The sequence below is a fragment of the Plantibacter sp. genome (assembly GCF_059073635.1).
This window is the reverse complement of the sequence record NZ_JCACOF010000008.1, coordinates 426,235-448,690: the sequence shown is the minus strand read 5'-3', so window position 1 is coordinate 448,690 and position 22,456 is coordinate 426,235. Positions and strand designations below refer to the sequence as shown.

General features: G+C 70.9%; 24 protein-coding genes and 1 pseudogene. 11 read left to right on the top strand and 14 right to left on the bottom strand.

The genetic code is table 11. From position 1 onward, the window contains the following. The first annotated feature begins 82 nt into the window (after window positions 1-82). From AC5JOC_RS09390 to AC5JOC_RS09370, 5 genes are read left to right on the top strand one after another with little or no spacing between them, the layout of a single operon-like run. The gene (locus AC5JOC_RS09390) at window positions 83-469 is read left to right on the top strand and encodes a hypothetical protein (protein ID WP_494246289.1); all 387 of its coding nucleotides are present in this window, start codon (window positions 83-85) and stop codon (window positions 467-469) included. Window positions 470-471: 2 nt separating this feature from the next. Then, on the top strand, window positions 472-1,665 hold the full coding sequence (locus tag AC5JOC_RS09385) for an HpcH/HpaI aldolase/citrate lyase family protein (RefSeq protein ID WP_071261351.1): 1,194 nt from the start codon (window positions 472-474) through the stop codon (window positions 1,663-1,665). Further along, window positions 1,662-3,056, top strand: coding sequence for a phosphoribosyltransferase domain-containing protein (locus AC5JOC_RS09380; RefSeq protein ID WP_494246286.1), 1,395 nt, complete (start codon window positions 1,662-1,664; stop codon window positions 3,054-3,056). Before AC5JOC_RS09385 ends, AC5JOC_RS09380 begins: the two co-directional genes overlap by 4 nt. Continuing rightward, window positions 3,053-4,207, top strand: a complete 1,155-nt coding sequence (locus AC5JOC_RS09375; protein WP_159453338.1) for a cysteine protease StiP family protein — start codon at window positions 3,053-3,055, stop codon at window positions 4,205-4,207. The genes AC5JOC_RS09380 and AC5JOC_RS09375 overlap by 4 nt, the downstream gene beginning before the upstream one ends. Beyond that, window positions 4,204-5,016, top strand: coding sequence for an HAD family hydrolase (locus tag AC5JOC_RS09370; protein ID WP_494246284.1), 813 nt, complete (start codon window positions 4,204-4,206; stop codon window positions 5,014-5,016). Before AC5JOC_RS09375 ends, AC5JOC_RS09370 begins: the two co-directional genes overlap by 4 nt. A 12-nt stretch (window positions 5,017-5,028) precedes the next feature. Here the strand turns inward: AC5JOC_RS09370 and AC5JOC_RS09365 are convergent, their stop codons facing one another. From AC5JOC_RS09365 to mobA, 4 genes are all read right to left on the bottom strand, one after another. Next, entirely contained in the window at window positions 5,029-5,502 is a 474-nt protein-coding gene (locus AC5JOC_RS09365) for a molybdopterin-binding protein (RefSeq protein ID WP_494246282.1), read from the bottom strand. Between the two features lie 200 nt (window positions 5,503-5,702). Beyond that, window positions 5,703-6,272, bottom strand: coding sequence for a hypothetical protein (locus AC5JOC_RS09360; RefSeq protein WP_494246280.1), 570 nt, complete (start codon window positions 6,270-6,272; stop codon window positions 5,703-5,705). Then, entirely contained in the window at window positions 6,269-6,541 is a 273-nt protein-coding gene (locus AC5JOC_RS09355; RefSeq protein ID WP_159876979.1) for a DUF6457 domain-containing protein, read from the bottom strand. Before AC5JOC_RS09355 ends, AC5JOC_RS09360 begins: the two co-directional genes overlap by 4 nt. After that, window positions 6,538-7,215: a molybdenum cofactor guanylyltransferase gene (gene mobA, locus AC5JOC_RS09350; protein WP_494246278.1), complete on the bottom strand. Its 678-nt coding sequence runs from the start codon at window positions 7,213-7,215 to the stop codon at window positions 6,538-6,540. The genes AC5JOC_RS09355 and mobA overlap by 4 nt, the downstream gene beginning before the upstream one ends. Window positions 7,216-7,308: 93 nt before the next feature. Between mobA and fdhD the strand changes: the two genes are divergently transcribed. Continuing rightward, a complete protein-coding gene (gene fdhD, locus AC5JOC_RS09345) occupies window positions 7,309-8,187 on the top strand; it encodes a formate dehydrogenase accessory sulfurtransferase FdhD (RefSeq protein ID WP_159876975.1) in 879 nt (292 codons plus the stop codon). Beyond that, complete coding sequence (locus AC5JOC_RS09340; RefSeq protein ID WP_494246276.1) at window positions 8,184-10,475, top strand: FdhF/YdeP family oxidoreductase; 2,292 nt, start codon at window positions 8,184-8,186, stop codon at window positions 10,473-10,475. Before fdhD ends, AC5JOC_RS09340 begins: the two co-directional genes overlap by 4 nt. Window positions 10,476-10,515: 40 nt before the next feature. Here AC5JOC_RS09340 and AC5JOC_RS09335 read toward each other — a convergent pair whose 3' ends face one another. From AC5JOC_RS09335 to AC5JOC_RS09320, 4 genes are all read right to left on the bottom strand, one after another. Further along, window positions 10,516-10,776, bottom strand: a complete 261-nt coding sequence (locus AC5JOC_RS09335) for a hypothetical protein (protein ID WP_079704601.1) — start codon at window positions 10,774-10,776, stop codon at window positions 10,516-10,518. Between the two features lie 90 nt (window positions 10,777-10,866). After that, window positions 10,867-11,811, bottom strand: coding sequence for an alpha/beta fold hydrolase (locus AC5JOC_RS09330; RefSeq protein WP_494246274.1), 945 nt, complete (start codon window positions 11,809-11,811; stop codon window positions 10,867-10,869). Between the two features lie 55 nt (window positions 11,812-11,866). Further along, complete coding sequence (locus tag AC5JOC_RS09325) at window positions 11,867-13,153, bottom strand: hypothetical protein (protein ID WP_494246272.1); 1,287 nt, start codon at window positions 13,151-13,153, stop codon at window positions 11,867-11,869. A gap of 168 nt (window positions 13,154-13,321) precedes the next feature. Beyond that, a complete protein-coding gene (locus AC5JOC_RS09320; RefSeq protein WP_494246271.1) occupies window positions 13,322-13,723 on the bottom strand; it encodes a (R)-mandelonitrile lyase in 402 nt (133 codons plus the stop codon). Window positions 13,724-13,856: 133 nt separating this feature from the next. Here AC5JOC_RS09320 and AC5JOC_RS09315 point away from each other — a divergent pair, with 133 nt between their 5' ends. Continuing rightward, window positions 13,857-14,750, top strand: a complete 894-nt coding sequence (locus AC5JOC_RS09315) for a DUF808 domain-containing protein (protein ID WP_079704599.1) — start codon at window positions 13,857-13,859, stop codon at window positions 14,748-14,750. 24 nt (window positions 14,751-14,774) lie between these two features. Here AC5JOC_RS09315 and AC5JOC_RS09310 read toward each other — a convergent pair whose 3' ends face one another. Then, complete coding sequence (locus tag AC5JOC_RS09310; RefSeq protein ID WP_079704598.1) at window positions 14,775-15,269, bottom strand: GNAT family N-acetyltransferase; 495 nt, start codon at window positions 15,267-15,269, stop codon at window positions 14,775-14,777. Window positions 15,270-15,441: 172 nt separating this feature from the next. On the opposite strand from AC5JOC_RS09310, the gene AC5JOC_RS09305 reads away from it, so the two are divergent. Then, window positions 15,442-16,338 carry an alpha/beta hydrolase fold domain-containing protein gene (locus tag AC5JOC_RS09305; protein ID WP_494246268.1) on the top strand — a complete coding sequence of 299 codons (897 nt, stop codon included), beginning with the start codon at window positions 15,442-15,444 and terminating at the stop codon, window positions 16,336-16,338. Between the two features lie 73 nt (window positions 16,339-16,411). Here AC5JOC_RS09305 and AC5JOC_RS09300 read toward each other — a convergent pair whose 3' ends face one another. Beyond that, window positions 16,412-16,723: a metalloregulator ArsR/SmtB family transcription factor gene (locus tag AC5JOC_RS09300; RefSeq protein WP_064295846.1), complete on the bottom strand. Its 312-nt coding sequence runs from the start codon at window positions 16,721-16,723 to the stop codon at window positions 16,412-16,414. A gap of 65 nt (window positions 16,724-16,788) precedes the next feature. Here AC5JOC_RS09300 and AC5JOC_RS09295 point away from each other — a divergent pair, with 65 nt between their 5' ends. Beyond that, window positions 16,789-17,787, top strand: a complete 999-nt coding sequence (locus AC5JOC_RS09295; protein WP_494246266.1) for an NAD-dependent epimerase/dehydratase family protein — start codon at window positions 16,789-16,791, stop codon at window positions 17,785-17,787. On the opposite strand, the gene AC5JOC_RS09290 is transcribed toward AC5JOC_RS09295, so the two are convergent. After that, window positions 17,741-18,163, bottom strand: coding sequence for a substrate-binding domain-containing protein (locus AC5JOC_RS09290; protein ID WP_494246367.1), 423 nt, complete (start codon window positions 18,161-18,163; stop codon window positions 17,741-17,743). The two genes, AC5JOC_RS09295 and AC5JOC_RS09290, sit on opposite strands and share 47 nt — an antisense overlap. A gap of 494 nt (window positions 18,164-18,657) precedes the next feature. Then, a pseudogene (locus AC5JOC_RS09285) lies at window positions 18,658-18,792 on the bottom strand (LacI family DNA-binding transcriptional regulator); the annotation flags it as partial. Between the two features lie 181 nt (window positions 18,793-18,973). Here AC5JOC_RS09285 and AC5JOC_RS09280 point away from each other — a divergent pair. Continuing rightward, window positions 18,974-21,412 carry a glycoside hydrolase family 2 TIM barrel-domain containing protein gene (locus AC5JOC_RS09280; protein ID WP_494246264.1) on the top strand — a complete coding sequence of 813 codons (2,439 nt, stop codon included), beginning with the start codon at window positions 18,974-18,976 and terminating at the stop codon, window positions 21,410-21,412. 51 nt (window positions 21,413-21,463) lie between these two features. On the opposite strand, the gene AC5JOC_RS09275 is transcribed toward AC5JOC_RS09280, so the two are convergent. Together AC5JOC_RS09275 and AC5JOC_RS09270 are read right to left on the bottom strand one after the other, a co-directional pair. Beyond that, window positions 21,464-21,787: a helix-turn-helix domain-containing protein gene (locus tag AC5JOC_RS09275; RefSeq protein ID WP_494246262.1), complete on the bottom strand. Its 324-nt coding sequence runs from the start codon at window positions 21,785-21,787 to the stop codon at window positions 21,464-21,466. After that, entirely contained in the window at window positions 21,732-22,451 is a 720-nt protein-coding gene (locus tag AC5JOC_RS09270) for a hypothetical protein (protein WP_494246261.1), read from the bottom strand. The genes AC5JOC_RS09275 and AC5JOC_RS09270 overlap by 56 nt, the downstream gene beginning before the upstream one ends. Between the last annotated feature and the right edge of the window lie 5 nt (window positions 22,452-22,456).

The window sequence follows — 22,456 nt, the reverse complement described above, 5'->3', positions numbered from 1 at the left end:
CGACGACGAGACCCCGCTGGTCCGGCTCGACCCGCGTCAGTCCGCGATCGGCAGCCTCATCGTCGGCGGAGCGACGGCGATCGTGTGGGAGACCGTCGAACTCGTGACGGGGGTCGCGACGGCCGACGGCATCGACGGCACACCGGTGACGACGCCCGGCAACCGGCCGCTGCTCGGCTTCGACGGCGGCGACGCGATCCTCGCGCTCCGGCACGTGCACCTCATCCGGCGGGCGTTGTTCGTCGGCACAGCCGGTCACCCACTGACGGTGCAGCTCTTCGACGGCGAGAGCTTCGCCGCGGCTGACGACACCGGCGCACCGCCGGTCGTCTCGCTGTTGCGCATCGGGTCGAGACTCGAACTCCGCCTCGAACCCCTTCCCGCCGAGATCCCCCTCGAGACGCTCCTGCAGCAGTTCGGCTTCGAGCCGACGCCGTACGTCGTCGCCCGCGAACCCCGGAGACGATGACCATGCGCCACTTCAGTTACGTCGACGACAAGCGCGCGTCGCGGCTGTTCCACAAGCTCCCGAGCCCCATCAGCATCGACTCCCCGCCGGAACACGTGGCGGCGGCACTCGGCGCCACGCTCTACAGTCCCGGCACGCGCCCGACGCTCGCGAAGGACGTCGTGAAGCAGGCGAAGCACGGCTGCCTGAGCATGGTGCTGTGCCTCGAGGACTCGGTCCCCGACGACGCGGTCGAGTTCGCCGAGACGAACGTCGCGGAGGCGATGCAGCAGCTCGCCGCCAAGAGCTCGGGGTCCAAGCGCCCCGTGCTGCCGCTGCTGTTCATCCGCGTCCGCACGCCCGAGCAGCTCGAGCGGGTCGCCGGGCTCCTCGGTCCGGGACTCGACCTCCTGAGCGGCTTCGTCATCCCCAAGTACGAGAACAGCGACGGGGTGGCGGACCGCTTCTTCGAGGCGCTCGGTCGCGTGCAGCGCGACTACGGGCAGGACGGGTCGAACGGCGCGCGTCGCCTCCGGGTCATGCCGATCCTCGAGTCGCCGCGGATGATCCACCGCGAGACCCGCGACGACACCCTCTCCGGGATCGTCGACGTCACCAAGGCCCACCGCGAGGACGTCCTGGCGGTCCGCATCGGCGCCACCGACCTCTCGAGCGCCTTCTCGCTCCGGCGCTCGCGCGACCTCACCGTGTACGACGTGAAACTCGTCTCCTCGGTCATCGCCGACGTCGTCAACGTCTTCGGTCGACCGGGCGACGACTTCGTCATCACCGGCACGGTCTGGGAGCACTTCCACAACGCGGAGCGGCTCATGCGCCCGCAGCTGCGCATGACGCCGTTCCAGGACGCGAACGAGGCGCAGCTGCGTCAGAAGCTCCTCCTCAAGGGACTCGACGGCCTCATCCGCGAGATCGCGCTCGACCAGGCGAACGGGTTGCTCGGCAAGACGGTCATCCACCCGAGCCACGTGCCGGTCGTCCACGCGATGTCGGTCGTGAGCCACGAGGAGTACGTCGACGCCCTCTCGGTCGTCGGCGATGTGGGCGGCGGTGCCAACGCCTCCCCGTACCGGAACAAGATGAACGAGATGAAGCCGCACCAGGCGTGGGCGCGCAAGACCCTGCTCCGCGCGGAGGCCTTCGGGGTGGCAGCGGAGGAGACGACGTTCGTCGACCTCCTCGAGACGAGCATGCGGTGACCGTATGGACGGGCCGCTTCGTCAGTGACGCCGTCGGCATCGGCCTGCGCTCGGACGCGTCCCGAAGCCTGATCCCGGTGGAGGACCTCGTCGGTCTCGCGCTCCGCGACAACCCCAAACGCGCGCAGCTGCTCGTGTCGACGGTCCTCGCCAAACACGTGCCGACCGTGCCCGGCCTGGCACTCGCCGCCGGAGAACTGCTCGGACTGCTGGTGCGGAGCGCGCTCGACGGCAGCGATCCGGAGACGGCTCCGTTCGACACCGTGGCGCAGCTCCTGGCCCGTCGGGAACGGCCGGATGCTGACGGTCTCGCCGCCCTCACCGCCGTCCGCGAGCACCTCGCCCAGCTCCGCGATGCGGCCCCAGTGGCCGGGCCGGAGCTCGTCACCGTCGGCTACGCGGAGACGGCGACCGGGCTCGGCCACATCGTCGCCGACGCGCTCGGCTCGCCGTACCTCCACTCCACGAGGCACGAGGCGGACGTGCCCTTCACGCCGTTCGAGGAGGAGCACTCGCACGCGAGCGACCACCGCCTGTACCCGAGCGACCCCGCGTGGGCCACGGTCGGCGGCACCACGGTGCTCGTCGACGACGAGTTGAGCACCGGACGCACCGTCCGCAACACGATCACCGCGCTGCACGCCACCACGCCGCAGGCGCACTGGGTGGTCGCGGGCCTCATCGACCTCCGTTCGGATGCGGACCGGCAGCGCTTCGACGACCTCGCCGACCGCCTCGGCACCCGGATCACCGTCGTGGCGCTCGGCGTGGGTGCCGTCGACCTTCCGGAGGACGTCCTCGCCCGCGCGCGAGCGGTCATCGACGCTGCACCCGCCGCATCGGTCGCGGGTTCGACCGCAGCCGGCGACGTCGTCGTCGTGGACGCCTCCGACCTGCCGCCCGTGCGGAGCGCGCGCTTCGGTGCGCCAGGACGCCTGGACGACGCGGTGACCGCCGCGATCGCCGACCGGGTCCTTCCGGAGCTGCCGGACGGCGAGGTCGTGGTGCTCGGCTCCGAGGAGTTCATCGCGGTACCGCTGGCCGTCGCCGCCCACCTCGACCGCACCCGCGGAGCGACGCGCTTCTCGACCACCACGCGGTCCCCCATCGCCGTCATCGACCGTGACGACTACGCCATCGCGAGCGCGGTGTCCTTCACCAGCCACGACCGCACGATCGACGGCTTCGGACCCCGCTTCGCCTACAACCTCTCCCGCGGTGGCTCGCGGTTCGCGGCGGTGGTCCTGTTCCCGGAGCCGGGCGCCGACCGCGAGCTCCTGCTCCGGCCCGACGGCGTCGTCGAGGCGCTGCGGACCGTCACCGACCACGTCATCGTCGTCCTCCTCACCGAATCCGTCCCGACCCCAGCCGAATGGAACCCCGCACCGTGACCATCGACGCCGCCGCCCTCCCCGAGCCGCTCACCGGACCGGACTTCGGGTCCTACGACGCCTCGGAGGTGCGCTGGCTGCTCACCGACCTCGGCGACACCCGCCTCGAGGCCGACGCCTCCGAACGCGAGGCCGCGATCCAGAGCGGTCGCGCGCACTACGCCGAGTCGCTGCCCATCGAGTACCTGCCCTCCCCCGAGTACGAGGAGCTCTACCGGGACGCCCTCGCGCGGTCGAGCCGACGTCTCGCGGTGGCCGTCGGTGTCGTCACCGACCTCGTCCTGGCGTCCCGCGCGAACCGCCCCGTGCTGGTCTCCCTCGCCCGCGCCGGAACGCCCATCGGGATCCTCATGCGTCGCTGGGCGAAGGAGGTCCGCGGGATCGACGTGCCGCACTACACGATGAGCATCGTGCGCGGTGTCGGCGTCGACGGGACCGCGCTGCGCTACCTCGCGGCGCACCACGACCCGGAGCAGATCGCGTTCGTCGACGGCTGGACCGGCAAGGGCGCCATCGCGCGCGAACTGACGGCGGCGCTGGAACTCTTCGCCGAGACCGACGGCATCCGCTTCTCCGACGAACTGGCGGTCCTCGCGGACCCCGGCCACTGCGTGCCCGTGTACGGCACCCGCGACGACTACCTCATCCCCTCGGCGTGCCTGAACTCCACCGTCTCCGGCCTCGTGTCCCGCACGGTGTACAACCGCGAGCTGCTCTCCGACGACCAGTTCCACGGTGCCAAGTTCTACCGCGAGCTGAGCAGTCACGACGTCTCCGGCGCCTTCCTCGACGCGGTCTCCAGCCGCTTCGCCGAGGTGGTCGACGACGTCGCCGCGGGTGTGGAGGAGGCCTCGGCGGCCGATCGCGAACCGAGCTGGATCGGCTGGGAGGCCGTCGAGCGGATCCGGGAACAGTACGACATCCCGACCGTGAACCTCGTGAAGCCGGGTGTCGGCGAGACCACCCGCGTCCTGCTCCGCCGGGTGCCGTGGAAGGTGCTCGTGTCGCCGGACGCCCTCGACGACGTCGCGCACGTGCTCCTGCTCGCCGAGCAGCGCGGTGTGCCGGTCGAGGTCGTGCCCGGGTTGCCCTACAGCTGTGTCGGGCTCATCAACCCGTTGAGCGACGCCGCGGCGGGAGACGCCCAGTGAGCGCCCTCGTCGCCTGCGACCTCGACCGCACCCTCATCTACTCGCCGAAGGCGTTCTGGCTCGAGACGCCGGACCCCGAAGCGCCGTCGATCATCGTCTCGGAGCTCTGGAACGGCGTGCCGATCTCGTTCATGACGCGCGAGTCGGAGCGCCTGCTGATCGAGCTGCGCTCGCAGGCCGTCTTCATGCCCGTCACGACGCGGACCGTGGCGCAGTATCAGCGGGTGCAGCTGCCGGGTGGTGCGCCCGATTACGCGATCACGAGCAACGGCGGCGAGATCCTCGTCGACGGCGTCCCGGACGCCGACTGGCGCGGTCGCGTGCGAGCGCACCTCACCGACCACACCGCTCCGCTCGACGAGGCGCTCGCGCGCTTCGAGGAACTGGCGTCGCCGACCTGGATCCTCAAGACGAACGTCGCGGACGCGCTGTTCTTCTACTCGATCGTCGAGCGCGACGCGATCCCGGCGGGCTGGCTCGAACAGGTCGAGCAGGAGTGCGAACGGCTCGGATGGACGGTGTCCCTGCAGGGACGCAAGCTCTACTGCGTGCCGCGGACGCTCACGAAGCACGACGCCGTCAGCGAGGTCGCCCGCCGCCTCGACGGACCACTCGTCCTCGCGGCCGGTGACTCGCTCCTCGACCAGTCGATGCTGGAGACCGCCGACCTCGCGTTCCGGCCGGCGCACGGCGAGCTCGACGACGAGGGCTTCACGATCGACACGCTGACGGTCACCGAGCGGCGCGGCATCCTCGCCGGCGAGGAACTGCTGCGGCTGATGACGGCGGCAGCCGTCCGGGGCCGCTGACCCGAGGCCCGATCACCAGGGCAGGTCGAGACTCGGTACCAGGCCGCCCGCGGCCGTGCCGGAGCCCGGGCACACGAGCACGCCATCGGCGTCGGCGAGCCCGCGGAGCATGGCTGCCCCGTGCCAGGGCGTCGGCTCCGCATGCGGCGTCGGCGAGTCCGCATCGTGCACCGAGCGGTAGGGGCGCAGCACCGTCCCTGAGCGAGCCCCGTCGACGGGCGAGGCGAGCACCGCCGGTCGCAGGGCCGGGAGCTCGAGTCCCTGGAAGCCCGCGAGCACCGGGTGCACGAGCGTGAGGACACTGAGCAGTGCGGCGAGCGGGTTGCCGGGCAGCCCGACGAACAGACGACCGTCCGGCAGCCGCGCGAGCAGCGCAGGGCCACCCGGGCGGACGTCGACGCCGTCCACGAGGAAGTCCGCGCCGGCGTCGCGGAGCAGCGCTCGGACATGATCGGCGCGGGAGTCGCCGGTACCACCCGTGGTCACGACGAGGTCCCGCTGCTGGCGGGCCAGGAGCGCCGACCGCACTCGTCAGCCCGAGGGCGTCGGCCGTGGTGGACGCGTCATCGCCGACACGGACGCTGGACGTGACGACGCCACCGAGCGAGGCGATCACTCCCGGGAGGGATGGGCCGAAGCTGTCGCGCACGAACCCGGGCGCGGGCACGCCGCTCGTGACGACCTCGTCACCCGTGAGGACCAGGCGGACCCGCGGCAGTCGGCACGACGGGCACGCGGTCGAAGCCGGCGCCGGCGGCGACCGCGAGGTGCACGGGACCCAGGCGCGTGCCGGCGTCGAGGACGGTCGACCCCGCGGGTGACTCGGTTCCGGCGGGCCGGATGTGCCGCCCCGGGCGCGGCTCCTCGCTCGGTGCGGACGGCGCGAGGTGGAGGCTGAGCAGCATCCCGAGCTCTGCTCGACCACGCCGTGCTCGAGCTGGAGGACCGCCTCGGCGCCCGCCGGGATCAGTCCACCGGTCAGGACGTCGACCGCGACACCGTCGCCGAGTCCGACCGATCGTGCGCGCTCGGCGTCTCCACCGGTCAGCAAGCGTCCACGGGCCGACCCCGGCCACCGCCCAGCCGTCCATCGCCGAGGAGGCGTAGTGCGGGATCGCGATGGGCGAGACGAGCGGCGCCGCGAGGACGTGTCCGAGGGCCTCGGAGAGCGCCAGGGTGTCGACGACGTCGGACCGCTGCGCGGCACCCGCCGCATGCGCGATGCTGCGGGCGTCCGACCAGGAGGACCTCGTCATGCGGTCGAGTCCGAGGCGACCAGCCGTTCGACGGCCGCGGTCGCGGCCTCGGCGGCGGCGACCGGATCCGCCCCGCTCGCGAGCGCCTTCCCGACGGCGATGCCGACGAGGTAGGTGGTGAGCGGGGCGGCCGGACGCCGCACGGCGTGCGCGGCCGTGCCCGCGAGTCCGAGGACGGCGTCGATGTCGACCGCGACGTCGCCGAGCTCCAGCTCGGCGGACACCCGGTCGGTCCAGTCGGCGAGGACGGCATGCAGGTCATCGGTCATGGGAGACGCTCCTCAGGGTCGGCGGTCGGTGTGGTGGACGCGGTCGGCGTCGGCGACTCGACGGCGGTGACGACCCCGAGTTCGGTGGCGTCGGCCCAGGTGTCGACGTCGGCCGAGCCGCCGTCGGGAATGGGCACCTGGCGGAGGACGAGTCCGGCGAGCAGCTGGCGGACGGAGACACCCGCGAGGTCACCGCTCGGCTGCGACGCCCGGAGTGCGGCGACCCGGCGTTCCAGGGCCTCCCGGTGGTAGACGGCGAGCAGCGGCTGCTCACGACCGGAGTCGTCCACCGCGACCCAGCCGTCGGTGTCGGTCCCGGTCGCGGCTGTGGCGGCGTCGAGCACCGCGGCGAGCGCCGGTGCGGCATCCGGCATGTCGCAGGCGAGGACGGCGACCTGCGTGGGGCCCTCGGCCGCGACGTCATCACGCAGGGCGTCCAGGCCTGCGGCGATGGCCGCGGCAGGGCCACCGAAGACGGGGCGCTCGCGGACGAAGCGGACTGGATCAGTCGTCTCGACCTCGGGGCCGACCACGACGACACGGCCGCCGGCCGCCCGCGCAGCATCGACCGCGAGCTGGAGGAGCGTCCGGCCGTCGCGGAACAACGACGCCTTCGCGACGCCGCCGAGACGGGAGGACCGCCCTCCCGCGAGGATGATCGCGTCGACGGACATGGCACCAGCCTAGGCCGCGATCCAGCCCCCGAGGCGGCTGCGGATCCGGTGAGGCACCTTGCCCTCGTCCGATGGTGGTGATAGCCATGAGCCATGACTCGCATCACGGCGCGCAGACGCGTCACCCGCATCACGGTGGGACAGCCCGCACGCACCCGCGAGGACGTCCTCGCCGTCGAGGAGCCGCTCGAGATCCGCGTCGGTGGTCGTTCGCTCGCCATCACGATGCGGACGCCCGGCCACGACGTCGACCTCGCGATCGGCTTCCTCGTCTCGGAGGGCGTCATCGGTCGGGGTGACGACGTCCGGACCGCGCGCTACTGCGCCGGCGCGACGGACGAGGGCGTCAACACCTACAACGTGCTCGACGTCGCCCTGTCGCCCGGCGTCCCCGCCCCGGATCCGAGCCTGGAACGGAACTTCTTCACCACCAGCTCGTGCGGCCTCTGCGGCAAGGCGAGCATCGACGCCGTCCGGACGAGCTCGCGGTACTCCGTCGCGGACGACGACTTCCGCCTCGACCCGGCGCTCCTCGTGACCTTCCCCGACCGCCTCCGGGCACAGCAGGCGGTCTTCGAACGCACCGGCGGTCTGCACGCGGCCGGCCTGTTCGACGCCCGCACCGGCGAGATGCTCGTGCTCCGCGAGGACGTCGGCCGACACAACGCCGTCGACAAGGTCGTCGGATGGGCGGCGAAGGAGGGGTTGCTCCCGCTCCGCTCCATGGTCCTGATGGTGTCGGGGCGCGCGAGTTTCGAGCTCACGCAGAAGGCCTCGATGGCCGGCATCCCGATGCTCGCCGCCGTCTCCGCTCCGTCCTCGCTCGCCGCCGAACTGGCCACCGAACTCGGGATGACGCTCGTCGGCTTCCTCCGTGGCGACTCGATGGTCGTCTACAGCGGAGCGCACCGGCTCGCCGACCCGGCCGAAGGCTCGGCACCAGCAGCACTCCAGACCGGAGCGAACGCATGAGCGCCGAACCGCCCGTCGAGGACGTCACAGACGCCGACATCGAGGTCACCCACCCGAAGCACGTCGCCGTCGGCTTGCCCGGCATCCTGCACTCGATGGAGCCCGCCCTCCGGCAGCTCGGACCGAAGCGGACCGCGGAGCTCTTCACGTCGATCAACCAGCGCGGCGGCTTCGACTGCATGAGCTGCGCCTGGCCCGACCCGGACGACCGCAAGAAGCTCGAGTTCTGCGAGAACGGCGCGAAGGCCGTCATCTGGGAGGCGACACCGGTCGTCATCCCGAGCGCCTTCTGGGCCGAACACTCGCTCACCGATCTCGCCGACAAGTCGGAGTACTGGCTCGGCATGCAGGGTCGGCTGTCGGAGCCCGTCTACAAGCCGGCCGGTTCGGACCACTATCGGCCGGTGAGCTGGGACGAGGCGTTCGCCATCGTCGGCGAGCAGCTGCGCGGTCAGGAGTCCCCCGACGAAGCCGTCTTCTACACGAGCGGCCGCGCGTCGAACGAGGCGGCCTTCGTCTACCAGCTCTTCGTCCGCGCCTTCGGGACCAACAACCTCCCCGACTGTTCGAACATGTGCCACGAGTCCACCGGCACGGCGCTCGGCGAGGTCATCGGCGTCGGGAAGTCGACCATCCGGTACGAGGACTTCGAGCAGGCCGACCTCATCATCGTCATGGGCCAGAACCCGGGCACGAACCATCCGCGCATGCTCACGGCGCTCGAGGACGCGAAGCAGGCGGGCGCGACGATCGTCTCGGTGAACCCGCTCCCCGAGGCGGCGCTCGAGCGGTACAAGAACCCGCAGACGGTCCGCGGCATGGTCGGGCGCGGCACGGTCATCTCCGACCAGTTCCTGCAGATCCGGCTCGGCGGCGACATGGCGCTGCTGCAGGCGGTCTCGAAGCGGGTCCTGGAGGCCGAGGCGGCAGCTCCGGGGACGATCCTCGACCACGCGTTCCTCGCCGAGCACTGCCTCGGACTCGAGGAGCTCACGGCCCACCTGGCCGACCTCGACGAGGCGGCGGTGCTCGAGGCGACCGGCCTCACGAGCGAGCAGATCGACGAACTCGCCGAGCGCTACATCGCGTCGAACGCGACGATCGTCACCTGGGCGATGGGTCTGACCCAGCACAAGGCGGCGGTCAACGGGATCAAGGAGATCATCAACCTGCTCCTCCTCCGCGGGAACATCGGCAAGCCTGGCGCCGGGGCATCGCCGATCCGCGGGCACAGCAACGTGCAGGGCGACCGGACGATGGGTATCTGGGAGCAGATGCCCGAGTCCTTCCTCGCCGCCATGGAGCGCGAGTTCGCGGTCCCGATGCCGCGGGAGCACGGGGTCGACGCGGTGAACGCGATCCGAGCGATGCAGCGGGGCGAGGTCCGCACCTGGATCTCGCTCGGCGGCAACTTCGTCGCGGCGATCTCCGACACCGCCGCCGCCGAGGCCGCGATCCGCGGAACGCAGCTGTCCGTGCAGATCTCCACGAAGCTCAACCGCTCGCACGCGGTCACGGGCGAGGCGGCGATCATCCTGCCGACCCTCGGGCGCACCGAGATCGACCTGCAGGCGAGCGGACCGCAGATGGTCAGCGTCGAGGACTCGGTGTGCGCGGTCCACGCCTCGCACGGCCGCATCCCGCCGGCAGCGCCCGGTCTGCTCTCCGAGGTCGCGATCATCACGCGCCTCGCGCGAGCGACGCTCGGTGAGGACTCGGGCATCGCCTGGCAGGCGTTCGAGGACGACTACGACACGATCCGCGAACACATCGGACGGGTCGTGCCGGGCTGCGAGGGGTACAACGAGCAGATCCGCCGCGAGGACGGCTTCGTCCTGCCGAACGGACCGCGGGACTCCCGCACGTTCACGAACCCCGAGGGTCGCGCCCTGCTGACGGTCAACGAGCTCGAACCGATCCACTGCCCGCCCGGTCGGCTGCTCCTGCAGACCCTGCGCTCGCACGACCAGTTCAACACGACGATCTACAGCCTGAACGACCGGTACCGCGGCATCAAGAAGGGCCGGAACGTCGTCTTCGTCAACCCGGACGACCTCCGCGACCTCGGCCTGGAGGACGGCCAGACGGTGGACGTCTTCAGCGAGTGGGCCGGGCAGCCGGATCGGGAGCTCCGCGGTTTCCGCGTCGTCTCCTACCCGACCGCTCGTGGATGCGCCGCGGCGTACTTCCCCGAGGCGAACGTCCTCGTCCCGCTCGACTCGACGGCCGACCGCAGCAACACCCCGGTCTCGAAGGCGATCGTCGTGCGGTTGCAGCCGGCCGCCTGACAGCCGGAGCGACGTCGACCCGGGCGACGGTCCGGGCGGTTCATTCGTACGCTCGGAGGAGCTGCCAGCGTCCGCGCGCGGTGTCGAGTCGGATGTCGAAGACGAAGGACCGGCCGTCTGCAGCGGTCGCCTGGAACCGCCAGGCGGGGGTCGCCGCGGGCGGATGGGTGACGAACGAGACGTTCGGCTCGAGCGGGGTCGGGGTGTCGGTGACGAGGTACCGGGCTCCATCCCAGAACAGTCGCTCCGGCACGCCTGCCGGCGTCGTCCAGACCGCGATCTCGGTGCTCGTGATCAACATGCGTGGCCTCCCGTCGTTCGAACATACGTTCGATAGAGAGTGAGCCTAACCCGACATCCGACGACACGCCAGCCCGGATCGGCCGGGGATTCAGTCTCCCGGCGTGTCGGCGAGGAACCGCTTGATGTCCTCGCCCATCACCGTCGCCTCGGTGTGGTGCAGGTAGTGGCCGCCGTCGAGTCGGACGAGCTCACTCCGCTCGACTCCGGCGAGCTGCTCCTCGTGGAGGGGCACCCAGTCGGAGAGTTCCGGGTCGTCGCCGACGACGAACATGAGGATCGGCAGGTCGGCCGGGAACGACTGTGACCGGGCCGCCTGGAAGTTGCCGGGCGTGTGGGCGATCTCGTCGAGCAGCGTCGGCGACATCGCATTGCGGTTCGTCAGGATCGCGAGTTGGCGCTTCGTGGCGGCGTCGTACGGGAGGCCCTCGTACGGGTCGGGCGCGATGGCGGTGAGGAGGCGGAGGATGCCGAGCGCCTTCAGTGTGTCGACGCCGTCGGTCGGCGTCGGCTCGTCGCTTCCGGGCTGGGTCGGGACGCTCGTGTCGATCCCGATGAACGCCGTCACCTCGGCGCGGAACCGCTCCAGATACTCGAGGGCGTAGATGCCGGCGATCGAGTGTCCGGCGAGGACGTACCGGTCGATGCCGAGGTGCTGCAGGGCGGCGTGCACCTCACCGGCGATGTTGGCCGAGGTCCGGGGCACGTCCGTCTGATCGCTGAGGCCGTAGCCGAACGGCTCGACGACCACCACCCGGTACTGGTCACGGAGCTCGTCGACGAGCGGCTCGAAGTCGAGGCCGGGTGCCGCGGTGCCCTGCCCGGGCAGCAGGACGATCGTCTCGGCGCCGGAACCACTGATGACGACGTTCATGTCCTTGCCGTCGACGTCGACCAACTGCCCGTAGGGCTGCAGTTCGCCCGCTTCCGACGAACTCGCGACGGCGTTCACGATGCTCGTCGTCGCGAGGCCCGCTGCGACGAGGCCGGCGATCGTGGCGATCGAGATCAGTGGAACCTTCAGGAGCTTGCGCATCGTCACCCATCGTGAGGAGTCGGCGGCGGGCGGTCGCACCGCGCCGATTCCATACTCACGGAGCGAGCGCATCGCCACATCCGCCGCTGGGCGAAGACGTGCCCGACGTGGCTACGCAGTTGTGCGCAAGCGAAGCGAGGCTTCGAGTGCGACCGACGACGGAGCCGGCTGGAAGCGGTGGGCTTCCAGCCGGCTCGTGGTCGGTTCGCCTACTCGGCGGGCGGCGGGCTCTGCGGCTGCCGCCGGCTGCTGTCGGTTCCTGCGGAGGGCGGGACTCCTGCGGACGCTGCTGGTCCTGCTGCGGAGGCGCGGGCGGAACCGGCGACGACGGAACCTGCGGCTGCGGAGGCCCCCACTGCTGCGGCGCGGGCTGTGCCGGAGCAGGCTGCCCGGGCGCGGAGCCCTGCCAGGACGGCGTGGGCCACTGCTGGCCCGGCTGCTGCGGGGTGAACTGCTGCGGGGCAGGCTGCTGCGGGGCAGGCTGCCCCTGGTAGCCCTGCCCGGGGTGCCCCTGCCCGTACTGGCCGGGGTTCGGCTGGCCAGGGTTCGGCTGGCCGCCATACGGCTGCTGCCCCTGGTACGGCTGCTGCGGGTACGGCTGCCCCTGGTACGGCTGCTGCGGTTGCTGTCCCGGGTAGCCCTGCTGGCCCTGGTATCCCTGCTGACCCGGGTAACCCTGCACCGGGTAGCCGGGTGCGGCCTGCTGGTACACCTCCGGACGGTACGGCTGCTGCCCGTAGGTCACCCGCTCGCCCTCCGGCTTCGGGGAGAACGCCCGGACGATCACGGGGATCACGGCGGAGATCGCCGCAGCGAGCGTCGTGGCCGCGGCGATGCGCCACCACCAGTCCGCCCAGGTGCCCTCGGGGAAGGCCATGGGCAGCACGAGCACGAGGACCGTGGCGATGATGAGCGCGATCGTCACGATGCCGGTGGCCCTGACCACGGTGGACGTGGCGCGGGTGACGAAGTGGAGGAAGTACACCTGGATGATGATGAGCGCGAGACGCACGATGATGAGGATGCCGAGGAACAGCATGATCTGCGTGGACCAGACGAACCCGTCGGAGGTGTTCGGCGGCTGGAGCCACCCGTTCCACAGCTTCAGGAGGCCGACGGTGACGAGGAAGATGTTCACCAACGTCGACACCGCGAGGTACCACTTGTTGGGTCCGTGGCCGGCTGCGGCGTCGAGCGACACGGCACCGACGAAGGCCGCGAGCAGCAGCAGCGTGAGCCAGACCCGCCCGGCGATGTCGGCCTGATCGCCGACGATGATGAAGTATCCGCCGATGATCGCCGCCGCGACGAGCGTTCCGATCGTCAAGGTCAGCGCGAGCACTGCCGACCGTGAGCGGCGCGGTGTGGTCTCGACCATTCGAAATCCCCAATCTGTCGTGAGTGCCAACAGTACCGGGGTGGCATCCGCATGGAAGGGAGGCCTCCCTACCTCTGGGGAGGACTCCCGCTTCTCCACAGCGGAGAAGCGGGGTCGCGGTCGGGCAGTCGGTCAGGGGCGGTGGTAGTCGGCTTCGGCGACGTGCTCGAGCCAGGTCGTGCTCGTGGCCGGGTCGTCCGCCTGTTCGAACATCGCGAGGTGCTCCATGTAGTCGTCGGGCGTGGCTCCGTGCCAGTGCTCCTCGCCGGGTGGGGTGTAGACCGTCTGACCCGGCTGGACGACGAGAACGGCACCGTCGCGCGTGCCCATGAGGGCGACGCCCTCGGTGACGTGGAGGGTCTGCCCGTTGGCATGGGAGTGCCATGCGGTGCGGGCGCCGGGGAGGAACCGCACCTTCGCGACCACCATGTGCTGGCCGTCCTGCTGCGGCGCGGCCAGCAGGTCGAGGTAGACGTCGCCGGTGAACTGCTCGGCGGGGTTCTTGATCGTCGCGGGTTTCGGTTGGATCTGCATACGGACGACGCTACGGCCGTGCACGTCGGCGAGGGAGTGTCCAGCAGTACACCCTTCGGCGATCACGACAGTACTGTGGACTCCGTCCCTGCCGAGCCCGCGGCGGCGTGATCCCCGAGCCAAGGAGAAGCACATGTCGGTCGGCCTGCTCGCCGTTGTCGATGACATCCTCAGCGCAGCCCTCAAGGCGAGTGCGAAGACCGCCGGCGTCGTCATCGACGATGCGGCCGTCACCCCGCAGTACGTGCAGGGGCTCACCCCCGCGCGGGAACTGCCGGTCGTGTGGCGGATCGCCCGCGGCAGCCTCATCAACAAGTTCGTCATCATCATCCCGATCGCCCTGCTGCTCACGGCGTTCGCGCCCTGGGTGCTGCCGTTCCTCCTCATCATCGGAGGCACCTACCTCTGCTTCGAGGGTGCGGAGAAGGTCATGGAGTGGTTCGGCATGCACCACGCGGAGGCGGAGGAGGACGTCCGCGACGAGAAGAAGCTCGTCTCCGGGGCCGTCCGCACCGACCTCATCCTCAGCACGGAGATCATGCTCATCTCCCTCGCCAGCCTCGACTCGGGGCTCGGCATCTGGATGACACTGGGCGCCCTCCTGGTCATCGGCCTCGTCATGACGGCGGTCGTCTACGGCGCGGTCGCCCTGCTCGTGAAGATCGACGACATCGGACTCCGGCTCATGAAGAACCCGTCACGCGGCGTCCGCCGCACCGGCGCACGGATCGTCGCGTCGATGCCCGCGGTCTTCCGCGTCATCAGCATCGTCGGCACGGTCGCGATGCTCTGGGTCGGCGGCCACCTCGTGATCGCGAACCTCGCCGAGACGTTCTGGCACGGCCCGTACGACCTCCTGCACGTCGTCACCCACGCGATCGAGGCCGCCGGACCGGTCGTCGTCTGGATCGCCGACACCGCGATGTCCGCCGTGTTCGGACTCGTCCTCGGTCTGATCGTCGTCGCGATCGTGACCGGGATCTCGCGCCTGCGGTCACGGAACCAGCCCGCGAAAGCTACTCACTAGCGGAGGCAGCCGCGCTGCCGAGCGTCAGCGGAGCGGGCGGGCGTAGCAGAGCGACATCGGGATGACCTCGTACGGCGAGTAGATCGGGATGGGCTCGTAGCCGAGCCACTCGTAGAGCCGCACGGCCTCGGGCTGGCGGTCGCCGGTCTGCAGGATGAGGCGGGACGCCCCCTCGGCACGGGCGGTGTCCTCGACGGCGGTGATCAGACGCTTCGAGACGCCCCGCCCGCGGTGAGCCGGGAGGGTGACGACGCGCTTGAGCTCCCATTCGCCGTGCAGTCGGCGCAGGGCGGCGTGGCCGACCGGCTCGCCGTCGATGAGGGCCAGGAAGGTCGCACTGATGTCGGCAGGATCGACGGTGAACGCGGTCAGCGCCCGCTCGGCGGCCTCGGGGTCCCAGTCCTCCCAGGCCGACGCGTACCGGGCGTCCATCTCCTCGTCCATCGCGGCGCGGAGCCGCACGGCCCGCTCGTCGTCCCAGGCGACTCGCTCGATGACGACGGGGTTCAGCTCGGGCATGCGGTTCCTTCGGGACGGGCTGCTGCGGCGCGATCGGCACGTCGACGCCGTCTGCCAGTGTCCCACGACGAAGACCCGTCGGAGCGCTTCACCTCCAGCCTGACGGGGACTCCTGCCCAGCCTGCGCTGCTACCGTGGCGAGACCCAGGAACCCGTCAACCGCGGAGGCACCGTGCTCACCATCCCAGGCGTCGTCGTCGGCCCAGCGCTCCGACTGATCCGCGCGAACCGCGCCTTCGTGAGTGAGGCCGGCGCGCGCCGCCGGATCCGGGAGCGCACCCTCCGGCCGGCGTCCTACGGTCCGCCCGGCACCCTCCGCAGCGACGTCCGGGTCGACGTCGAACGTTTCGGAGACTGGCCGGTGTACACCGTGTCCCCCACGCGACGACCGGCGATCGGCGGGGTCGTGTACGCGCACGGCGGCGGCTGGGTCGGCGAGATCGCACCGCAGCACTGGACGCTGGCCGCCACCATCGCCGCGGAGACCGGCGCCGTGGTCACACTCCCGATCTACCCGCTCGTGCCCTACGGCACCGCGGCCGTGGCGCAGAACGGCGTCGTCGAGCTGGTCCGGCGCAGCATCGAGCGGCACGGGCCGACCGTCCTCGCGGGCGACTCGGCCGGCGGTCAGATCGCCCTGTCGGCTGCGCTCCGACTCCGGGACGAGGGCGTCGTCCTGCCGATGACCACCCTGCTGTCACCGGCGCTCGACCTCACCTGGAGCAACCCGCGGATCCCCCTCGTGCAGCCGAGCGACCCCTGGCTGGCGACGCCCGGCGGACGCGTGTTCGCGGAGCACTGGCGCGGCGATCTGGACATCACCGATCCGACCGTGAGCCCCCTCTTCGGCGACTTCGCCGGGCTCGGACCACTCACGCTCTTGAGCGGGACCCGCGACGTCCTCAACCCCGACGCAGAGCTGCTCGTCGACCGAGCCGAAGCGGCCGGCGTCACCGTCGACTACCACGAGGGCACCGGACAGTTCCACGTCTGGGCACTGCTGCCGACCCGCGCCGGACAGGCCGCCACGCAGACGATCGTCCGCAGCGTCACGCGCGGGCTGCGCTGAGTCGCCCGAAACGGCTCGAGATCGCGGCGGAATCGGACATCTTCGGGCGACTCAGCGCCGGATCGAGACCGAGCTACGCGGTCCGGCGCTTGCGGACCTCACGCAGGACCATCTGCTCCGGGCACACGGTGGACAGGAAGTCGCCCACCGACAGCGCGAGGCGCTCACCGACGAGTGAGTAGAGGATGCGGTTCGCATCGCGGCGCTCGGAGACGAGGCCGGCCTGGCGCAGGACGCTCAGGTGCCGCGAGATGGTCGGACCGGTGGCGTCGAAGCGTGCGGCGATCTCCCCCGCGGCGAGCTCGCCGTCCTTGAGGTCCTGCAGGATCTGCCGCCGCGTCGGATGAGCGAGCGCGGCGAAGATGTCCGACGCTGTATCTGCCATGTTTGCAATCTAGCACAATTGCGATATACAGTTTCGCTATATTGCTAACAAGCGAAGGAGACAGCATGCGAGTGGCCATCACCGGTGGGACCGGGTTCGTCGGACGACACCTGGCCGAGCGACTGCAGCACGACGGGCACGAGATCGTCGTCGTCTCCCGACGCACCGGCGTGGAGATCGACGACGTCGAGGCGTTGACCGCCGCGTTCGCCGACTGCGACGCGGTCGCGCACTGCGCCGGGATCAACCGGGAGCTCGGCGACCAGACCTTCCAGCGCGTGCACGTCGACGGCACCCGGGCGGTCGTGGACGCGGCCCGTCGCGCCGGCGTCGGTCGCATCGTGCTGGTGAGCTTCCTCCGCGCGCGCCCCGACTGCGGCTCCGGGTACCACGAGACGAAGTGGGCGGCCGAGGAGATCGTGCGGGGCTCGGGCATCGCGCACACCGTCCTCAAGTTCGGCATGATCTACGGCGCAGGCGACCACATGGTCGATCACGTCACCAAGGCCGTCCGCACCTTCCCGGTGTTCGCGACCGTCGGCTACCGCGAGCGCCGCGTGCGTCCGGTGCCGGTCGCGGACGCCGTCGACGTCCTCGTCGCAGCACTCGAGGGCCGGGTGTCGGAGCCGACCGTCGCGGTCATGGGCGCCGAGGAGCTCGAGCTGGGTGCGGCCGTGCGCCGGATCGCGCACGTGGCCGGACGCCGCCCGCTGTACGTCCCGGTCCCCGTGTGGACGATCCGCCTGCTCGCGCGCGCGACGGAACGCCTCATGAAGACGCCGTTGGTGGCGAAGGCGCAGGCGCAGATGCTGGCGGAAGGAGTGAGCGAGGCGGCCCCACCGGCACCGGAACTCCCCGCGGACCTCCGTCCCTCACGCCGCTTCGACGAGTCCCGGATCCGTGCCGCGCTCCCCGTCGGCCGGTTCACGCTCGCACGACCTCCGCCTGCCGCGCTCGTCCCGCTGAGTCGCCCGAAACTGCTCGAAATTCGGGCTGAAACGCACAGATTCGGGCAACTCAGGGCGTCGAGGGCGGGACCGGCCCCGTCGACTCCCGCTCGATGAGCGTGGTCGCGAGCTCGAGGTGATGGGAGAACGGCTGCTCGCCGGCATGCAGGCGGAGGACGGTGTCGACCGCCGCCCGGCCGATGTCGTGCATCGAGGTGTGGACGGTCGTCAGGAGCGGAACGGTCAGCATCGCCGAGTACGTGTCGTCGTAGCCGACCACGCTCACGTCCTCCGGCACGCGGAGACCGGCCTGCACGACCGTGCGGATGACGGCGAAGGCGTCGGCGTCGTTGGTCGCGAACACGGCGGTCGGCGGGTCGTCGAGTGCGCCAGCATGCGCTCGACCGCGCCGCGCCGACGGTGCCCATCCCCTCCTCGGAGACGAGGCCCTGGGTCGAGCGTGACACCGGCCCCGACGAGAGCGCCTCTCGATAGCCGATCGGCCCGCGCATGCAGGCCGGGATTCGCCGGATGTCCGCCCACGAAGGCGATCCGCCGATGCCCGAGGCCGACGAGGTGCTCGACCGCCTGCTGCCCGCCGGCGGCGTGGCTCGAGCCGATACTCGCGACCGAGCGGTCGAGCGGATCCGGCGAGTCGACCGCGACGAGCGCGATGCCCGCGTCGAGGCAGGCGTCGACGACGTCGGCTGCGATGGGCGTCGTGACGACGATCATGCCGATCGCACCTCGCGCCGCGACGCCGTCGACGAAGCTGCGGTCGAGCGCCACCTCGTCTCCGGTCGCATCCGTGGACCCGAAGCCGGAACCGGGCGACAGCACCCGCGTCACGAGATCGACGTCCGACCGCTGTGCCGCGGCGACCATGCCGTCGAGGACACGGAGGGAGTAGACGCTGTGCAGGGTGTCGAACACGACGTGGATGGTTCGCGGAGCACCGGGGATCGACCGGGGTGTCGGGCGGTACCCGAGCTCGCGCACGGCCGTCTCGACCCGGGCACGGGTCGCCTCGGACATGCCCGAACGACCGTTGATCACCTTCGAGACGGTCGCGATCGAGACACCGGCGCGCTCTGCGATCGACGCCAGCGTCGGACCCGTCATGGGTGTGCGTGCCATGGAGCCTCTCCCTCGTCCCGCAGCGGGCAGCCGTCCGTCGCGCCCAGCCTAGCGAAACAGTTTCGAATCGACGCGTTGACGACGCCTGGCCGCTCAGCCTACCTTCGGGGTCAGGGCGCACGACGCCGAAAGACTTTCGTCATCCCGATCTGCACTGGAGCACGTCATGACCACCATCCCGTTCACCGGCGACTGGATCGTCCGCGCACCCCGAGGCCCGTTCGCCGCCGTCCAGGGCGGTGCCGACGACTCGCTGGCCGTGACCCTCCCGCACGACGCCCTGCGCGATACCGAGCGCTCGCCGGACGCAGTCGCGAAGGGCGGGGCCGCCTACTTCCCCGCCGGCGCGTTCAGCCAGGTGAAGACCTTCGAGGTCCCCGCCGAGTGGTCCGGTCGCATCGTCCGGCTCGAGATCCAGGGCGCGTTCCGTCACGCGATGGTGTACCTCAACGACGAGTTCGCCGGCAATCGTGCCGACGGCTTCGCGCGCTTCTTCGTCGAGCTCACCCCGTTCCTCCGTTTCGGCGAGACGAACACGCTGCGCATCGAGACCCGCGCAGGGCAGGACTCCCGCTGGTACGCCGGAGCCGGCCTGCACCGCCCGGTCCTCCTGCACGTCGACGAACCCACGCACGTCGAACCCGACGGTGTCCGCATCACGACGATCCGGATCGAGGACGACCAGGCGGTGCTCGAAGTGGCGACGACCATCGTCAACCGGGGTCTCACCAGGAGTGCGCGCGTCCTCGCGACGGAACTCGCCGGCCCAGACGGGAGGGTGGTCGAGGGCGAGCGCACGCCGGTCACCGTCGCGCCAGGCGGTAGCGCGCTCATCCGCCAGCGCCTGTACGTGCCGGACGCAGCCCTGTGGAGCGTCGACTCGCCGGCACTGTACTCGGCGAGGACCTCGCTCGAGGTCGACGACCGACCCGCCGACGAGGCGGCCGTCGTCCACACGGTCCACGGCATCCGCACGGTCACCGTCGACCCTCGGAAGGGTCTCCGCATCAACGGCGAGCCGGTGCTCCTGCGCGGCGCCTGTGTCCACAGCGACAACGGTCCGCTCGGTGCAGCGTCGATCGCGCGCGCCGAGGAACGGCGTATCCAGCTCCTCAAGGACGCCGGCTTCAACGCGATCCGCGCGGCCCACAATCCGGCGTCGCCCGCCATGCTCGACGCCTGCGACCGCATCGGCATGCTCGTCATGGACGAGGCCTTCGACATGTGGGGCCGGGGCAAGACGGACCACGACTACTCCCTCGACTTCGCGCAGTGGTGGCGGGCCGATCTGGAGTCGATGGTGGCGAAGGACATGAACCATCCGAGCGTGATCATGTACTCGATCGGCAACGAGATCGTCGAGGTCGGCACCCCGCACGGTGCGATCCAGGCGCGGGAACTCGCCGAGCACGTGCGCGCGTTGGATCCGACACGACTCGTGACGAACGGCGTGAACGCGACCCTGGCCGTGCTCGACGATCTGGACGACATCATGGCGTCGGACCAGGGGTTGAACGAGCTGATGGGCGAAGCGGGCGCGAACATGATGAGCCTCATCGGTTCCTCCGACGCCGTCACGACGCGCACCGAGGAGTCCAGTGCAGCCCTCGACGTCCTCGGTCTCAATTACGCGGACGGCCGCTACGCGAGCGATGCCGAGCGGTTCCCGCACCGCGTGATCGTCGGCTCGGAGACCTTCCCGACCCAGATCGGCGACCTCTGGCCGCTCGTCGAGGCGAACCCGAACGTGATCGGCGACTTCACCTGGACCGGCTGGGACTACCTCGGCGAGGTCGGCATCGGTGCGACCTCCTACGCTGAGGACCCGGAGGCGAACGGCGCACTCGAGCGCGAGTTCCCGTACCTCACCGCGTGGTGCGGCGACTTCGACATCACCGGCTGGCGGCGGCCGGTGTCGTACTACCGGGAGATCGTCTTCGGTCTGCGGTCCGAGCCGGCCATCGCGGTGCTCCGACCGGAACGGCACGGGCAGACGATCACGATGCAGTCGCCGTGGGCGTGGAGCGACTCGGTCGACTCGTGGACGTGGCCCGGTTTCGAGGGCGCGCCGGTGACGGTCGAGGTCGCCGCCGATGCCGACGAGGTGGCCCTGCTGCTCGACGGTGTGGAGGTGGCGCGTGGGCCGGTGGGTGGACGCCGGCCGAAGCTCGCCGAGTTCGAGACCGTCTACCGGCCGGGCACGCTCGAGGCGGTCGCGTTCCGCTCGGGCGCGGAGGTCGGACGCACCGCGCTCGTCTCCGCCACCGGCCCGACCAGGCTCGTGGCGACCGCCGACCGGACGACGCTCCGCGCCGACGACACCGATCTCGCCTTCATCGCGATCGAGCTGCGGGACGCGGCCGGCGTCCTGGTCACCGGCGCCGACCGCGAGGTCTCGGTCAGCGTCGCGGGCGCGGGTCGGCTCGCGGGCTTCGGAACCGGCACCCCGAAGACGACCGAGCGCTTCGACGCGACCACGCGCACCACCTTCGACGGACGGGCGCTGGCGATCGTCCGGCCGAGCGGGCCCGGTGCCATCACGGTGACGGTGAGCGGCGCCGGCCTCGACGACGTCGTCGTGGATCTGGAGGCAGCGGCTCGCTGAGTCGCCCGATTCTGCACGGATATCGCCGGATTCCGTGCAGAACGGGGCGACTCAACGCCCCATGGATCTGAGCAGCAGCGAGGCGAGTTCGTAGCGCGCCCGTCCGACCGGCTCGCGAGGGTCGTATCCCAGGATCCGGGTGAAGTGCTCGTGCTTGCCCTGCAACGTCGAGTGGTGCATGCCGAGCTCCTGCGCTGCTGACCGCACACTGTCGCCTCGCACCAGCGCGTCGAGCACCCGCACGGCACGATCGTCGAGTGCGGCGAGCGCCGAGACGTCCGGCACCCCAGCGGCGGTGGCGGCCAACTCCCGGACCGCGTCAGCGAGGATACCGAGGTCCGCGATGTCGACGACCCGGTGGGAGGCGTCCGTCATGCTGATGGCCAACTGCGCGTCCGCCCACGATCGCACCAGCTGGGTCGCGACGCCCGGGCGTCCGATTCCGGCGACGCCGTCGACAGCAGACGGTCCCGGCACCGAGTCGGGACCGCTGATGATCGTGGCCCGCAGCATCGCCACCGGTGCCGACCGTGAGGGCCGACGGACCACCCGGCGGGTGCACCGACGGCGACGTCGCGATCACCCGCAGGGCGGAGCCGGAGAGGGACAGTCGTTCGGCGGCCTGCGATCGTTCCGACTCGGAACGATCGGCATCGAGCAGGATCTGCACCGACGAGTCCGCCTGCGGGTGACGCCGCGACCGCAGCAGGGCCACGGCGAGCGCGAACCGTTCGAGCACGATCGCGTCGTTGGCGTGGGCGACTCCGACGCGTTCCAACCAGACGGACCCGTCACCGGCGACCGTGCGCGTCGGCCAGTCCGCGGATTCGACGGGCAGCCGGTGGCCGGCAGGATCGACGCGGACGGCAGCCTCCGGGGTACGCGCTCCTGCTGGCACCCCGGCCAGAACGGCTGCTCCGCGGGTGAGCGCTTCGGTGTTCACCCCGCCCGCGACGAGCGCGTCGAAGTAGGCGATGACCTTCAGACCTTCACTCGCCTCGGGATCCAAAGCGGTGAGGCGGCCGACGAGTTCCTGCATGGCGT